This is a genomic window from Amycolatopsis plumensis, from assembly GCF_042652605.1.
In the GTDB taxonomy this organism is placed as follows: domain Bacteria; phylum Actinomycetota; class Actinomycetes; order Mycobacteriales; family Pseudonocardiaceae; genus Amycolatopsis; species Amycolatopsis plumensis.
The window spans coordinates 208,274-223,327 of record NZ_JBHSJY010000001.1 but is presented as its reverse complement, the minus strand read 5'-3'; the positions used below and the strand labels follow the sequence as shown (position 1 = coordinate 223,327).

12 protein-coding genes are annotated in these 15,054 nt (G+C 72.7%); 9 read left to right on the top strand and 3 right to left on the bottom strand.

What is annotated here, in order from left to right; genetic code table 11:
• Window positions 1-8: 8 nt before the first annotated feature.
• Complete coding sequence (locus ACFPLC_RS01150) at window positions 9-908, bottom strand: SDR family oxidoreductase (RefSeq protein ID WP_378196902.1); 900 nt, start codon at window positions 906-908, stop codon at window positions 9-11.
• A gap of 87 nt (window positions 909-995) precedes the next feature.
• On the opposite strand from ACFPLC_RS01150, the gene ACFPLC_RS01145 reads away from it, so the two are divergent.
• The gene (locus ACFPLC_RS01145) at window positions 996-1,565 is read left to right on the top strand and encodes a TetR family transcriptional regulator (RefSeq protein WP_378196899.1); all 570 of its coding nucleotides are present in this window, start codon (window positions 996-998) and stop codon (window positions 1,563-1,565) included.
• A 19-nt stretch (window positions 1,566-1,584) separates the two neighbouring features.
• Here ACFPLC_RS01145 and ACFPLC_RS01140 read toward each other — a convergent pair whose 3' ends face one another.
• Entirely contained in the window at window positions 1,585-3,942 is a 2,358-nt protein-coding gene (locus ACFPLC_RS01140) for a penicillin acylase family protein (RefSeq protein ID WP_378196896.1), read from the bottom strand.
• 124 nt (window positions 3,943-4,066) lie between these two features.
• Between ACFPLC_RS01140 and ACFPLC_RS01135 the strand changes: the two genes are divergently transcribed.
• The 7 genes from ACFPLC_RS01135 to ACFPLC_RS01105 all read left to right on the top strand — a co-directional run bounded on the left by ACFPLC_RS01135 (window position 4,067) and on the right by ACFPLC_RS01105 (window position 12,951).
• Window positions 4,067-5,614, top strand: a complete 1,548-nt coding sequence (locus ACFPLC_RS01135; protein ID WP_378196893.1) for an alkaline phosphatase D family protein — start codon at window positions 4,067-4,069, stop codon at window positions 5,612-5,614.
• Window positions 5,615-5,669: 55 nt separating this feature from the next.
• Complete coding sequence (gene ndk, locus ACFPLC_RS01130) at window positions 5,670-6,080, top strand: nucleoside-diphosphate kinase (protein WP_043777641.1); 411 nt, start codon at window positions 5,670-5,672, stop codon at window positions 6,078-6,080.
• A gap of 49 nt (window positions 6,081-6,129) precedes the next feature.
• Window positions 6,130-6,840 (top strand): maleylpyruvate isomerase family mycothiol-dependent enzyme, encoded by a 711-nt coding sequence (locus ACFPLC_RS01125; protein ID WP_378196889.1) that lies wholly within the window; start codon window positions 6,130-6,132, stop codon window positions 6,838-6,840.
• A gap of 105 nt (window positions 6,841-6,945) precedes the next feature.
• Window positions 6,946-10,236: a phosphodiester glycosidase family protein gene (locus tag ACFPLC_RS01120; RefSeq protein ID WP_378196886.1), complete on the top strand. Its 3,291-nt coding sequence runs from the start codon at window positions 6,946-6,948 to the stop codon at window positions 10,234-10,236.
• Between the two features lie 30 nt (window positions 10,237-10,266).
• Window positions 10,267-11,223 (top strand): ABC transporter ATP-binding protein, encoded by a 957-nt coding sequence (locus ACFPLC_RS01115; RefSeq protein WP_378196883.1) that lies wholly within the window; start codon window positions 10,267-10,269, stop codon window positions 11,221-11,223.
• 98 nt (window positions 11,224-11,321) lie between these two features.
• On the top strand, window positions 11,322-12,128 hold the full coding sequence (locus tag ACFPLC_RS01110) for an ABC transporter permease (RefSeq protein WP_378196880.1): 807 nt from the start codon (window positions 11,322-11,324) through the stop codon (window positions 12,126-12,128).
• A 1-nt stretch (window position 12,129) separates the two neighbouring features.
• The gene (locus ACFPLC_RS01105) at window positions 12,130-12,951 is read left to right on the top strand and encodes an ABC transporter permease (protein ID WP_378196877.1); all 822 of its coding nucleotides are present in this window, start codon (window positions 12,130-12,132) and stop codon (window positions 12,949-12,951) included.
• 172 nt (window positions 12,952-13,123) lie between these two features.
• On the opposite strand, the gene ACFPLC_RS01100 is transcribed toward ACFPLC_RS01105, so the two are convergent.
• Window positions 13,124-14,551 carry a S8 family peptidase gene (locus ACFPLC_RS01100; RefSeq protein WP_378196874.1) on the bottom strand — a complete coding sequence of 476 codons (1,428 nt, stop codon included), beginning with the start codon at window positions 14,549-14,551 and terminating at the stop codon, window positions 13,124-13,126.
• 276 nt (window positions 14,552-14,827) lie between these two features.
• Here ACFPLC_RS01100 and ACFPLC_RS01095 point away from each other — a divergent pair, with 276 nt between their 5' ends.
• Window positions 14,828-15,004, top strand: a complete 177-nt coding sequence (locus tag ACFPLC_RS01095) for a hypothetical protein (RefSeq protein WP_378235652.1) — start codon at window positions 14,828-14,830, stop codon at window positions 15,002-15,004.
• Window positions 15,005-15,054: the final 50 nt, after the last annotated feature.

Here is a 15,054-nt window from a genome sequence, read left to right as displayed (position 1 = left end):
ATATAGTGCTAGCCGACGAGATAGTCGCCGTGTTCGATGTCGTCGAGCAGGCTCGGCTGCCGGGGTGACCAGCCGAGCAGGTCCCGCGTGAGAGCGCTGCTGACGGGCGCATCGAAGCCGTAGACCGTGGCCATGAACGGGCTCACGTAGTGGCCGGCGGCCTCGTCCGGGGTCAGCGAGACGACCGGCAGGCCCAGTCCGCGCCCGATCGTCTCGGCGATCCTCCGGAACGGGACGTTTTCCGCGGCCCCGTGCAGCACACTGCCGGCCGGCGCGGCCTCCAAGGCCAGGCGGAAGAGCGCCGCCGCGTCGAGCCGGTGCACCGCGGGCCAGCGGTTGCCGCCGTCGCCGACGTAGGCGGACTGGCCGGTCTTGCGGGCGGTGTCGACGAGCATGCCGATGAAGCCGTAGTCCCCGGGGCCGTGGACGGTCGGCGCGAGCCGGACCACGCTCGCGCGCACGCCGTTCCCGGCGAAGCCGAGGCAGGCCCGTTCGCCGGCGATCCGGAACGCGGCGAGCCCGGACGAGTCGGGTTCGTCGCGCTCGGTGCTTTCGCGGCCGGCCGGCATGACCAGCGTGCCGGACGTGCTCACGAGCGGCTTGCCCGTGTGCTCCAGCGCGCTGCCGAGGGCTTCGATGGCGGCCGTGTCGCGCCGCATCATGTCGTCCGGATCGGCGAAATCGCCGCCGAAGGCCATGTGCAGGACGCCGTCGGCGGCTTCGGCCCCCGTGCGGAGGCTGTCGAGATCGTCGAGTGAGCCGGGGTGCGGGGTGGCGCCGAGCGAGGCCAGCCGGGCGGCCGCCGCGTCCGAGCGCGCCAGGCCGGTGACGGTGTGGCCGGCCGCGATCAGCTCGGCGACGACGGTGGGTCCGGTCAGGCCGGAACCGCCGGTGACGAAGACGTGCATGTGTTCTCTCCGACGTAGTGACAGTGACTGACGCTACGAACCCTACCTTGTAATGTCAGTGACTGTCACTACGGGTAGGGTGACGGAGTGCCACGCAGCGGAGAAGAAGCGCGCCGCCGCCTCCAGCAGGCGGCCTTGGAGCTGTACCAGGAGCGGGGTTTCGACCGGACGACCACGGCCGAGATCGCCGCCCGGGCCGGCGTCACGGAGCGCACGTTCTTCCGGCACTTCCCGGACAAGCGCGAAGTGCTGTTCGACGGCGAAGCCGCCCTGCGCGCCGATCTGATCCGGTCGGTGGCCGACGCGCCCGAAGGACTGCCCCCGCTGGAAGTCCTGCTCCGAGCCTTCCGGAAGGCCGCGGCGATCCTGGAGGGCAACCGGTCGTTCGCCGAACCGCGGCTGGCGGTCATCGCCGCAACGCCGGCGCTGCGGGAACGCGATCTGGCCAAGGCCGCGGCGATGGCGGATGCCCTGGCGGCGGCTTTGCGCGAGCGGGGGGTGAGTGAGCGGGCCGCCTCCTTGGCGGCGCACGTCGGCTGGGTCACCTTCCACCACGCGGCGGGGGCGTGGATCCAGGAGTCCGTGCGCGGCCTGGACGAGCACCTGGCCGAGGCTTTCGCCGATCTGCGTGCGCTGGCGGCGGAGGCGGGCGGCTGAGCCCGCCCCCGCCGGGACGTCAGCGCAGCACCACCACCCGCAGGGCGGGGGAGCGCAGGATGTCGGCCTCGCAGAACCGGCCCTTCACCCACTCACCACGGCTGTAAAGCCGCGTCTGATCACTGAAGTACGGCGACGCCGGATTGGCCGACTGCGAATACGTCAGCAACGTCGAGGAATCCGGGCACCCGCGCCCGCCGAACCCGACCACCTGGATGAAGCTGGAGCCGTGCGCGACTTCGGTGTTGCCGCGGGCCGGATCCCACACCGGTGTCATCACGTTCAGCACGCCGAGGAAACCCTGGGCGCCGTGGATCGGGATGCGCTCGCCGTTGCGCTTGACGGCTTGGCCGTCGCGCAGCCGGGCGTCCGGGGCGAGACCCGCCGCGCGCAGCTCCCCGAGGGCGTCCCCGAACGCCTTCTGGACGTCCGCATTTCCCACGTTGAGCGTGTTCGGCGTGGTCAGCGGGGCCTTCGGGTCGAACGGCACGGAGAACCGGTCGACGTTGGCCAGCCGGGCGGCGAACCGTTGGAACAGCAGGGAACCACGGCTGTCGAGCGAGTACGTGTGGTCCCAGCTCGCCAGTGCCGTGCACGCCGGGCCGACCGGGACCGGGCCGGACGACGACGGGGCCTGACCGTCCGGGAACGACGCGCACAGCTTCGCCAGGTCCGCCGCCGCCAGGTCGGCGAACAGGCTGTGGTCGGCGAAGAGCATCTTCTTCATCGAGTCCGTGGTGAACTCGCCCGCCTCGGCCGTCAGCAGCGCTTCCCGGGTGCGCGGGGAACGCTCGGTGTCCTGGTCGCTGACGATCCGCGGAAATCCGGTGAGCGGCGCGCGGGCGTTCGCGAGCCAGGCGCTGTCGTTGGCGTTCAGCTCGTAGTCCCGGCGCTGCTGCTGCGGCAGCCGGGCCGGCGCGAAGAGCCCCGGCTCGAGCGCGCCCGGGTCCGAACCCCACTGACAGGACGACCGCGAACCGTCCAAAATGGCCAGTCCATCGGCGTCGAAGGTCTGCCGGCCGGTCGGTGTGCTGCAGGTACGGGCCAGCTCGTCGGTGACGTGCGGAACGACCTGGATGTCGGCGTAGAGCGCGTTGCCCGCCCGGTCGGTGGCGATCGTGTTCACCCACGGCACACCCTGGGTGCGGCTGAGCGCGCGCACGACGTCGGCCGTGCTGCGGGCCTGGTCGAGCTCGAACCACGTGTTCAGCCCGCGCAGGTTGGCCGCATTGGCGTCTCGCAGCGCGTACGCCGACTTCGCCGTCCACGGCACCGGGAACCCGCCGACGTCGTTCAGCACCGGGCCGTACCGCGTCGACCAGAAGGTCTGCCGGGCCGGCTTCAGCGAGCCGTCGGCTTGCCGCACCTGGACGGTGACCTCGCGGGAGGTCATCTTCTCCGGCTTGCCGTCGACCACGTACGTCGTCGGATCACCGGCCGCCAGCGGCACTTCGAACAGGCCGAACGTGACCGGGGTGGACACCGTGTGCGTCCAGGCCGCGTCCGCGGTGTGCCCGATCATGACGAACGGCATGCCGAGCAGGCTCGCCCCGGCCACGTCGACCCGGCCGGGAATGGTCAGCTGGCTCTGCCAGAACCGCCGTCCGTCGTGCCACGGGTAGTGCGGGTTGCCGAGCAGCACGCTGCCGCGCCCCGCCGCGGTCCCGTCCGCGCCGACGGCGATCCCGTTGCTGCCCAGCCCGCCCTTGCCGAGCCCGTCGCGCAGGCTCGCCGACAGCTGCGCGGGCGTGCCGGTGGCCGGCGACGGCGCGCCGGACGGCGGCGCCGCGAACAGCCCTTCGGTGACGAAGCCCAGGCCTCCGGTGACGGCGATGGAGTAGAAGTGCCGGTAGAAGTCCTGCTCGGTGATCGGCCGGACCCACTCCGCGCCGCGGCAGGCCGGATCGGTGATCCCGGACCGGCCGGTGCGGGCCAGGAAGGCGTTGAACCCCTTGACGTAGCCCGAAACGACCTGCCGGACCTCGGGCCGCGGTCCCTGTGGCGCGGGCTGGGACACCAGCCTTTCGACCACGCCGGAATCGTTGAGCTGCTGGAAGAACAGGTCGCTGTGCAGGTTGTTCTTCGCCTCGGACAGCGACGGGTAGCCTTCGCCGTCCGGGCCGAAGTACCGCGACCGCTGCGCGCTCACCGTGACGTAGATCTTCGCAAGCTCGCAGACGTTGTCGGTCGCCGCCGCGTAGCCGTACCCGTAGCCGAGTCCCGCGAAGTCCTTCGCGACGATGTGCGGGATGCCGTGTTCGGTGTAGCGCAGCACGGCTTTCGCGCTGTCCTCACCCGCGTTCGCGACCCCCGCGCCGAGTGTGGTGACCGAAAGCGCGGCCGCGGCAACGGCGAGCGCCTTCCTGAAGAGTGCCATTCGTACCCCCTTGTCGTGATCACCAAGCTACCGACGGCGACCGGCTCCCGGTATGGGGGAAAACCCCAATATCCGTTCACCCGGGCGCAAGCAGGTGTTGGCCGCGGCGGGATAGAAACCGCGCATGACCGAACACTCCCGCCGCACCCTGCTCAAGGCCGGGCTGACCGGCGCCTCCGCGGTCGCCGCCGGCGTCGTCGTGCCGTCCACGGCCTTCGCCGCGGTCCCGCTCGTCCGCCGCGACCGGCCGGTGCTCACCCACGGCGTCCAGTCCGGCGACGTCACCCCGGGCTCGGCGATCGTCTGGTCCCGCGCGGACCGGCCCTCGCGCCTGGTCGTCGAGATCGCGCGGGACCCGTCGTTCCGGCACGCCCGCCGCGTGCCCGGCCCGCTCGTCGGCCCGGACAGCGGCGGCACCGGCCGCGTGCGCATTCCGGCGCTGGCGCCCGGCACCGAGTACCACTACCGCGTCACCGCCGAAGCCCTCGACGGCCGCGCCACGAGCGAGCCGCTGACCGGCCGGTTCGCCACCGCACCGGTGGGCCGCCGCGACGCGCGCATCCTGTGGTCGGGCGACGTCGTCGGCCAGAACTGGGGCATCAACCCGGCACTGGGCGGGATGACGATCTTCTCCGCGATGGCGGCTCGCTGCCCGGACCTGTTCCTGCACAGCGGCGACACGGTGTACTCCGACGGCCCGCTCACCGAGACCGTCACCCTCCCCGGCGGCCGGACCTGGCGCAACGTCGTCACACCCGAGAAGTCGAAGGTGGCCGAGACACTGGACGAATTCCGCGGCCAGCACGCCTACAACCGGCTCGACGACAACTTCAAGCGCTTCGCCGCACAGGTGCCCGCCTGCGTCCAGTGGGACGACCACGAGGTCTTGAACAACTGGTACCCGGGCAAGATCCTCGACAACCCGGCCTACACCGAGAAGCGCGTCGACGTCCTCGCGCCGCGGGCGTACCAGGCGTTCCACGAGTGGCACCCGATCGACTCGCGCCGGGCCGTCGACGGCCGCGTCTACCGCAGCTTCACCTACGGCTCCCGCGTCGAGATCTTCGTGCTGGACATGAGGACCTACCGCAACGCCAATACGGCGGACCGGACGAAGCCGGGCTACATCCTCGGCGACGCCCAGGCCCGCTGGCTGGCCGACGCGCTCGGGCGCAGCACGGCGACGTGGAAGATCGTCCAGGCCGACATGCCGCTGGGGCTGGTCGTCCCGGACGGCGCCGACATCGAAGCCGTCGCGAACAACCTGCCGGGCGCCCCCGGCGGGCGGGAGACCGAACTCGCGTGGGTGCTGCGGGAGATCCAGCGCCGCCGCGTCCGCAACGTCGTCTGGCTGACCGCCGACGTGCACTACACCGCCGCGCACCACTATTCGCCCGACCGGGCGGCCTTCCAGGACTTCGACCCCTTCTGGGAGTTCGTGTCCGGCCCGCTGAACGCCGGCGCGTTCGGGCCGAACACCCTGGACCCGACGTTCGGCCCGCAGGCGGTGTTCGTGCACGCGCCGCCGACGGCGAACACGGCCCCGATCGACGGCTTCCAGCACTTCGGCGAGCTGAACGTCGACGGCGCGAGCGGCGATCTCACGGTGGACCTGCGGGACGCGACCGGGGCGTCGCTGTGGTCGAAGACACTGCACCCGCAAGGCCGCTGAGCGGGGTCGGCTAGGCTCGCGCGCACCGAAAACAGTACTAAGGAGAAAAACCGTCGTGACTGAACGCACGCTGGTCCTGGTCAAGCCCGATGGCGTCGCGCGCGGCCTCGTCGGCGAAGTCGTCTCGCGGATCGAGCGCAAGGGCCTCAAACTCGCCGCGCTCGAACTGCGGACCGTTCCGCAGGCGCTGGCCGAGGAGCACTATGCCGAGCACAAGGAGCGTCCGTTCTTCGGCGACCTGCTCGAGTTCATCACCTCGGGCCCGCTGGTCGCGCTCGCCGTCGAGGGCCCGCGCGCCATCGCCGCGTTCCGCCAGCTGGCCGGCGGCACGGACCCGGTCGAGAAGGCCACCCCGGGCACCATCCGCGGTGACTTCGCGCTGGAGACCCAGTACAACCTGGTCCACGGCTCGGACTCGCCGGAGTCGGCCGAGCGCGAGCTGAAGCTCTGGTTCCCCGACCTGTGATGCTGTGGTCCGGGGTCACTGAGTGGCCCCGGACCCCTGGGGAGATTTCATGACGACGATGCCGTTCCCGGCCCGCGAGTACCTGCCCGTGCTGCGCGAGCTCACCAGTGCGTTCGCCGAGCGGCTGCGCACCGGCGACCCGGCCGCGCCGGTGCCGGACTGCGCCGGCTGGACGCTCGCCGACCTCGGCACCCACCTCGGGAACGTGCACCGGTGGGCCGCCACCGTCGTCACCACCGGCGAAGTCCAGCCGCAGGACTTCGCGCAGCTGCCGGGCGCCGAACTGCCGTCTTGGTACGCCGAAGGGGCCCAGCTCCTGCTCGGCGCGCTCGAGGCCACCGACCCCGCAGACCGGTGCTGGCACTTCGGCGGCACCGAGAAGACCAAGGCGTTCTGGTTCCGCCGCCAGGTCCACGAAACCGCGGTCCACCTCGCCGACTCGGGCAGTGACCACGTGCTCGACCCGGCCGTGGCCGCGGACGGCGTCGACGAGGTCCTCGGCGCGATGCTGCCGCGCGTGACGCGCTGGCACGCCGTGCCGCAGTTGCCCGGGCCGGTCACCCTGCGCGCCACCGACACCGGTGACGTCTGGACCGTGCACCCCGGCGAGCCGCCCACCCTCGGGCCTGCTGCCGACGGCGCGGAGGTCGAGGCGCCCGCGCGCGATCTCTTGCTGCGCCTGTGGAAGCGCACCGGGCCGGATCCGCGCGTCACCGGCGAAGCCGCGAAGGCGCTGCTCGCCGCACCTCTTACCCCGTGATGGTGTTCTAGACCATTCAGGCGGCGTTCACCGGGAAGTCTTCCCCCGGCCGTTCCGCTGCGCTGTGCTGGCCTGGCTCACTCTCACTCGATACTGGGGTACCTGGTGAAGAAGTCACGCATAGCGCTGCCGCTCGTCGCCCTGTTCGCGACCGCGTTCGCCGTTCCCGCCGATCCCTTGAAAGCGCCGCTCGGCACGCCGCCGGTCGAAGCCGCGCCCGCCGGGTCGTCGGCGCACGAAGGTCCGGCGTTCGCCGCCGCGAACCTTGACGACGGCCTGATCACCGGCAGCGCGACCACCGAGGTCGCGCCCGGGCTGAACCTCACCCAGTTCGACCGGTTCGACCCGGCCGGCTGGATCCGCGGCGACACCCTCGCCGTCGACCTGGGCAGCAAGGTGCTGAAGCCGACGTACCTGAGTCCAGGGACGGTTTCCGCCCGCACGCCGCTGTCGCAGCAGGTCGCGCGGGCGGGCGCGGTGGCCGGCGTCAACGGCGACTTCTTCGACATCAGCGCCACCGGCGCGCCGATCGGCGTCGGTATCGATCGCGGGCAGCTCCAGACCGCCCCGGCCGCCGGGCACAACTTCACCGCGTCGATCACCGACGAAGGCAAGGCCCGGCTCGCGTCGATCTTCCTGGAAGCCACCGTGACGCTGCCCGGCGGCGCCGTGCAGGCGACCAACTTCAACAGCCCGGTCCTCGGCACCGACGCGATCGGCGTCTACACGCCGTTGTGGGGCGCCTCGAGCCGCCGGACGTCGGTGGCGGGTGCGTCCCGGGTGCGCGAGGCCGAGCTGCGCGACGGCGTCGTGACCGCCGTGCGCGAGCAGCCGGCCGACGGTCCCGTCGCGGCGGGCACCACACTGCTGCTGGCTCGCGAAGCCGGGGCGGACGCGCTCGCCGCGCTGCGGCCGGGCGACGCCGTCGGCGTCACCTACGCGCCGCGCTCGGACGCCGGGAAGATCGCGGTCGCGGTGGGCGGCAACGAGGTCCTCCTCCGCGACGGCGTCGTGCAGCCGGTCGACGACGTGGCCATGCACCCGCGGACCGCGGTCGGCTTCTCCGCCGACGGCCGGAGACTGTGGCTGGCCACCGTGGACGGACGGCAGGCCGACAGCCGCGGGATGACCGAGCTCGAGCTCGCGCGGCACATGAAGAGCCTCGGTGCCGACGACGCCATCAACCTCGACGGCGGCGGATCATCGACGCTCCTGGCGCGCAACGAGGGCGAAGCCGCGCCGAGCGTCCGGAACTCACCGTCCGACGGCGGGGAACGCCTGGTGCCCAACGGAATCGGCTTCGCGACCGTGCCGGGCAGCGGCAAGCTCACCGGCTTCGCGCCGGCACCGGCCGTGGCGGCGGACGGCGCGGACCGCGTGCTGTCGGGCCTGACCCGGCACCTGGTCGCCGACGGTCACGACGAGACCGGCGCCGCGGTGGCCGCCGATCCGCGCTGGAGCACCTCGGATCCGCGGCGGGCGACCGTGACGCGCGGTGTCGTCACGGGGCACCACCCGGGCGGCGTCGACATCGTCGCGCGCTCCGGCCGGGCGTCCGGGAAGACCGCGCTTTCCGTGCTGGGCCGGCCGGTCCGGCTCGGCACGAGCACCGAGCAGGTCGCGCTGTCGGGCGCGGGCGCGCGCAGCACGTTCAAGGTCTACGGCTACGACGCCGACGGCTACGGCACCTGGCTGGAACCCGACGACGTCAAGCTCGACTACGACCACTCGGTCGTGCGAGTCGAACCCTCCGGCGACGGCTATGCGGTGACCGCGCTGACCGCGTCCGGCGCTTCGGCGATCACCGCTTCGGCGGCCGGCCTGACCACGCACCTGGCCGCGTCGGTCGGCACCGTGGCGAAGGTGGCGTCGCCGCTGGACGGCCCGGCGGGCTGGACGGCCACGGTGTTCCCGGCGGTCGTCGGCGCGGCGCTCTCCGCGGCGCCCGGCCACGACGGCGGCGCCGGGCTGGCGCTGGACTACCGGCTGACCGGCACGACCGCGACGCGCGCCGCGTACGTGACGCCTTCTTCGCCGCTTCCGGTTCCTCCGGGAACGCAGAAGATCGGGCTGTGGGTGAACGGCGACGGCCAGGGTGCCTGGCTGCGGGCGGAATTGCGCGACGCCGCGAACGTGGCGTCCATTGTGGACCTTTCGCTGAGCGTGGACTGGACGGGCTGGAAGTACGTCACCGCCACGATCCCGGCCGGGTTGCCCGCGGGACAGCGCCTGGGGCGCTTCTACGCCGTCGAGAACGTGCCGGACCAGCAGTACGAAGGCCGGCTGGTGTTCGACGACCTGACCTTCGAGGTGGCGCCGACGACGACCGTGCCCGCCGACCCCGCCCCGCACGACCCGGCGCTGGTCACCGACGGCGTCCTGGACGGCGGCCTGCGGGTCGCGGTGGTCAGCGACGCCCAGTTCACCGCGGACGACCCGGCGGGGCCGCTGGTCGCCCAGGCGCGGCGGGCGCTGCGCGAAGCCGTCGCGGCGAAACCGGACCTCGTGCTGATCAACGGCGACTTCGTCGACCGCGGCACGGCACCCGACTTCGTGCTGGCCCGGCGGGTGATCACCGAAGAGCTCGATGGCAAGGTGCCCTGGTACTACGTGCCGGGCAACCACGAGGCGGAAGGCGGCAACGGCCTCGCGAACTTCCAGGCCGCCTTCGGGGTGACGCACCGGGTCGTCGACGTCCGCGGCATCCGGCTGGTGCTGCTGGATTCCTCGCGCGGTTCGCTGCGGGCCGGTGGGTTCGACCAGGTCCGGCTGCTGCGGTCGGCACTCGACTCCGCGGCGGCCGACCGGTCGGTCCGCGGGGTCGTCGTCGCCATGCACCACCCGGTGCAGGACCCGAGCCCGACCGGGAACTCGCAGCTCGGCGACCGGAAGGAAGCGGCCCTGCTGACCCGGTGGCTGACCGGGTTCGAGCAGTCCTCCGGCAAGCCCGCCGCGGCGGTGGCGTCGCACGCCGGGGTGTTCTCGCTGTCACGGGTCGACGGGGTGCCGTACCTGGTCAACGGCAACTCGGGCAAGGCACCCGCGGCGGCGCCCGGCGACGGCGGGTTCGTCGGCTGGACGCTGCTGCGGGTGGACCCGGCCGACCGCGCCCAGCCGGTGCGGTTCGAGACCCGGCCGAACGTCGACGCGCTGTCGCTGACCGGGCCGTCGTCGCTGGCCCGCGGCGAACGCGCGGTCGTCCGGGCTTCGGTGCGGCAGGGGACGCGGGAGGTGCCGGTGGCCTACCCGGTGAGCGCGGACTGGCAGGTCGGCCGGGGCGTTGTTTCGTTCGACCCGGCGTCGGGCGTGCTGACGGCTTTGCGACCGGGTGTCGCACGGCTGTCGGTGCAGGTCAACGGGGTGACAGCGGCGCTGGTGGTGACCGTCCGCGGCTAATCCGCTCAGTTTTTGTCGGTGGTGGGTCCTATGGTGCGAAGCGTGGACGATGCGGAGGACCGGGAACCGGCACTGGTGCAGGCGAAGGCACTGGTGAAGCGCTTCGGCGCGTTCGAAGCCGTGCGCGGGATCGATGTCGAGGTGCGGCGCGGGGAGGCGTTCGGATTCCTCGGCCCGAACGGCGCGGGCAAGTCCTCGACCATGCGGATGATCGCCTGCGTCTCGCCCCGCACCGACGGCGAACTGCGCGTGCTGGGGCTGGATCCGGAGGCCGCCGGGCCGCGTATCCGCGCGCGCCTCGGCGTGGTGCCGCAGCAGGACAACCTGGACGTCGAGCTGACCGTCCGCGAGAACCTGGTCGTCTACGCCCGCTACTTCGGCCTGTCACGCGCCGCCGCGCGGCGCAAGGCCGAGGAGCTGCTGGAGTTCGCCCAGCTCACCGACCGAGCCGGCGACAAGGTCGACCCGCTGTCGGGCGGCATGAAACGGCGGCTGACCATCGCCCGCTCGCTGGTCAACGACCCGGAATTGCTCCTGCTCGACGAGCCGACCACGGGCCTCGACCCGCAGGCGAGGCACCTGCTGTGGGACCGGCTGTTCCGGCTCAAGGCCCAGGGCACGACGCTGATCGTCACGACCCACTACATGGACGAAGCCGAGCAGCTGTGCGACAGGCTGGTGGTGATGGACCACGGCCGCATCGCGGCGGAGGGCTCGCCGGCGGAGCTGATCCGGCGGTATTCGACGCGCGAGGTGGTCGAGCTGCGGTTCGCGCCGGGGGAGCAGGTCGGGGCGGCCCAGCAGGTGGAGGGGCTGGCGGAGCGCGTGGAGATCCTCCCGGACCGCGTCCTGCTCTACAGCGACGATGGGGAGGACGCGCTGGAGCACGCGCACTCCCGCGGGGTCCGGCCGCTGTCGAGCCTGGTGCGCCGCAGCTCGCTGGAGGACGTCTTCCTCCGGCTCACCGGCCGCACGCTGGTCGACTGACTCGGGATGGGGGAGAACCATGCTCGCGGAAAGCGTTCGCCGATGACCCTCGTCAACGGCCGTCTCCCGTGGCTCGGGGCGTGGGAGAGGAGGCGACCGTGACCACCGTCGAATCGACCGGCCGGGTGGTCGGCAAGTGGCAGGGCGCCTGGCTGCAGGTCGAAGGGCGCTGGACTTGGTACCGCCGCCACTGGGTGTCCACTTTGTACTCCACCGGCCTGCAACCGGTGCTGTTCCTCGCCGCGATGGGGCTCGGCTTCGGCTCCCAGGTGCGGCCCGGCACGGTCACCGGCGGCCTGTCCTACCTCCAGTACATCGCCCCCGCGCTGCTGGCCGCCGGGGCCGCGCAGCAGGCGGTCGGCGAGTCGAGCTACCCCGTCCTGTCCGGCTTCAAGTGGCAGAAGGACTACCTGGCCGTCACGGCGACGCCGGTCTCGCCGGGCCAGGTGTTCGGCGGGCACCTGATCTGGTCGGCGCTGCGCCTGACGCTGGCGGGCGCGATCTACGCGTTCGTCGCGCTGTTCTTCGGCGCGTGGACCGGGCCGGGCGTGCTGCTGGTCGTCCTGGCCGGCACCGTCACCGGCCTCGCCTGCACCACGCCGATGGCCGCGTTCGCGGCGAGCACCTTCGACGAGGGCCAGCGGTTCGGGCTGATCTTCCGGTTCGTCGTGATGCCGATGACGTTGTTCTCCGGCACGTTCTTCCCGATCTCCCAGCTGCCGGCGGCGATCCGCTGGCTGGCCTGGCTGTCCCCGCTGTGGCACGGCACGCAGCTGGCCCGCGGGGTGAGCGTCGGCGGCATCGGCGGCTGGGCGATGCTCGGCCACTTCGCGGTGCTGGCGGCGTTGTTCGCGGCCGGGTGGGCGCTCGCGCACCGGGCCTTCTACCGGAGGCTGGTGGTCTGAGATGACGACCGTCGAGGCCCGCGCCGGGCTCCTGCTGCGCGTCCTCCCGCCGGCGTTGTACGCGGGCCGCGCCCGCATGCTCGTCGAACGCTCGGTCATGGTGTCCCGCGCCAACTGGCTGCTGTTCCTGGCCGGTGCCACCGAGCCGTTCCTCTACCTGCTGGCGTTCCAGGTCGGGTTCGGCAAGCTGGTCACCGAGGTGGCCGGCCCGGACGGGCGCCCGATGAGCTACGTGGCGTTCGTGGCGCCGGCGCTGCTGGCGACGTCGGCGATGAACGGCGCCGTGTTCGAATCGACCTACAACCTGTTCTTCAAGCTCCGCTACGCCAAGTTGTACGACGCGATGCTGGCGACCCCGATCGGCCCGCTGGACGTGGCACTGGGCGAGATCGGCTGGGCGATCACCCGCGGCGGCATCTACGCGGTCGCGTTCCTCGCGATCGCGGCGGCGATGGGCCTGCTGAGCTCGTGGTGGGCGCTGCTGATGGTCCCGGCGGCGTTGCTGGTGGGCCTGGCGTTCTCGGCGATCGGCATGGCCCTGGTGACGTTCCTGCGTTCGACGGCCCAGTTCGACTACATCCAGTTGATCCTGACCCCGATGTTCCTCTTCGCGACGACCTTCTACCCGCTGTCGGTGTACCCGGAAGCGCTGCAGTGGGTGGTCCGCTGCCTCCCGCTCTACCACGCGATCGAGCTGATGCGCGGCCTCGCGACCGGCCTGCTCTCGGGCGGCATGCTGATCAACCTCGCGTACCTGGTCCTGCTGGGCGCGCTCGGCCTCTGGGCCTCGACACGCCGGATCGCGAAGCTCCTCCTGACCTGACGAGATGCCCCGCCAATCACGCGAGATGCCCGCCCAATCACGCGAGATGCCCGCCCAATCACGCGAGTTCCGCCTCCGATCACGCGAGATCCGGTCCCGATCACGCAAGATCCGGCTTCGCGCACGGGCCGGATCGGACAGGGGACCGGCAGACCGTAACCAGGGCCGGCGGTCACCTGGCCTGGTCGGGCTCCCCACCCGGCCGGGCTGCGGGCGCCGGGACGTGCACCATCCCGTGCCCGTAGAACCCGTTGTACCCCTCATACCCGGCGCAGTAGGCGTCCTGGAGCCCGTCTCCGGTCAGGTCGTAGTCGGCCGGGCACGGCATCGGCGTCGCCTGCGCCTCGAGCGTCCGCCGCAGCTGCCGCGGCCGGGCCTCGGGCGCGGCGGACGCCAGCAGCGCCAGCACCCCGGTGACGTGCGGCGCCGCCATCGACGTCCCGCACAGCGGCGCGTACCCGCCCGGCACCGTCGACAGCACGCACTCGCCGGTCTCCCCGCCCGGCGCCGTGACGTCGATCACGCCGAGGCCGTACGAGCTGTACCCCGCCTTCACCCGGTCCGGGCCGACGGCCGACACCGCGACGACGTCCCGCAGCCCGGCCGGCAGGGCTTCGCACCCGCTGCTCGCCCCGCGCGCCCCCGAACGCGCCGACGGCGTCAGGTCCACGGCCTCGTTCGTCGCCGCCGCGACGTTCACCGTGCCCGCCGACGTGCTGTACTCGACCGCGCGGGCCAGCACCTCGTGCACCACCCCGCGGTCGCTGCCGCGGATGCACGACAGCGTCCACGGGTTGACGAAGAAACTGCTGTTCGTGACCCGCATGTGCCGGGAGGCCGCCCACATCAGCCCGCACACCGCGGCTTCCGGGTCGGCGTAGCCGCGGTCGTCGATCACCTTCACCGACGCCACCCGCACCCCGGGTGCCACTCCCGTCACACCGCGCCCGTCGTCGGCCGCCGCGATGATCCCCGCCACGTGCGTGCCGTGCACCGACGTCGTCGGCACCCACGCCGACGGCGACCGGTCGGGGGCACCGGTCAGGCAGCCGGCGGAGTCGTCGCGGTCGACGGCGTCGCTCAGGTCGGGGTGGTCTGGGTCGATGCCGGAGTCGAGCACGCCGACGACGACGTCCCGGCTGCCGGCGACCCCGGTCGTCCCGGCCGGGGCGTCGATCATCCGCATGTCCCACTGCCGTCCGCTCAGGTCGGCCGTGGGCACCTTCGCGGGGTCGGTCGCCGGCAGCGCGGCCCGCGCGGGCTGCGGCTTGACCTCGGCGACGCGCTGCGCGGCCAGCCGCTCGGCCTGCGCGCTGAAGGCCCGGTCGAGCCCGATCCGCGCGCCGAAGCCCGGGTCGCCCGAGGTCGCGACCGCGACGGCGATCTGGGGGTAGTAGACGGTGGTGGCGCCGCAGGCACCGTCGATCTCCGCGTGGGCCGCGGCCTCGGGGGTGCCGCGGTCGAAGGTGACGACGTAACGCAGGGCCCGGCCGTGGGCGCAGCCGGACTCGCCGGCCGCCGCCGGACCGGCGGTGACGCATCCCGAAAGCACCAGGACGGTGCACACGGCCGCTCGCAGCGGCCGCGCCAGCAGGGACACCGGACCTCCCACCGGATGCAGGAACCGCGGGTGCCGGCGCGCGAGATCCCGGTCACCCCGAGCCGCACCGTAGCCACCGCGTGCCCGGCGGACAAGCGCTGCGGCGAAGTTCCCCCGGCCGTGGGGCAGGTGGGGGCGGTACGGCACGCCCGGGTGCCTGCGGGAGGTACCGAGTACACCGGAGTGGTCACCCGGTGTGGGATACTCGGGGTGGCCGCTGGGCCGTGGGGCGCACGTGAGAGGTGCTGCCTGCGGCGTTGTGGCCCGGTGATGTGCGTGAACTCCCGTGGCGCGCGTCGCCGCCCGAGAACCGGGCGGCTGGACGACGTGGCGGGCGGCCCGGGGGCCGCAAGTGCCTCGCACGCCGCCGAGCAGACCTTTGACCGGGTTGCGCCCCATCGGCAGCGGTGGTGCGGCGCCCGGTTGCCGGGCAAGGATTCCCGCCGCTGGTGACCACCACGGCGGCAACGATCAGAAAGGGGCCCCTGCGCGGCCGCGTCCCT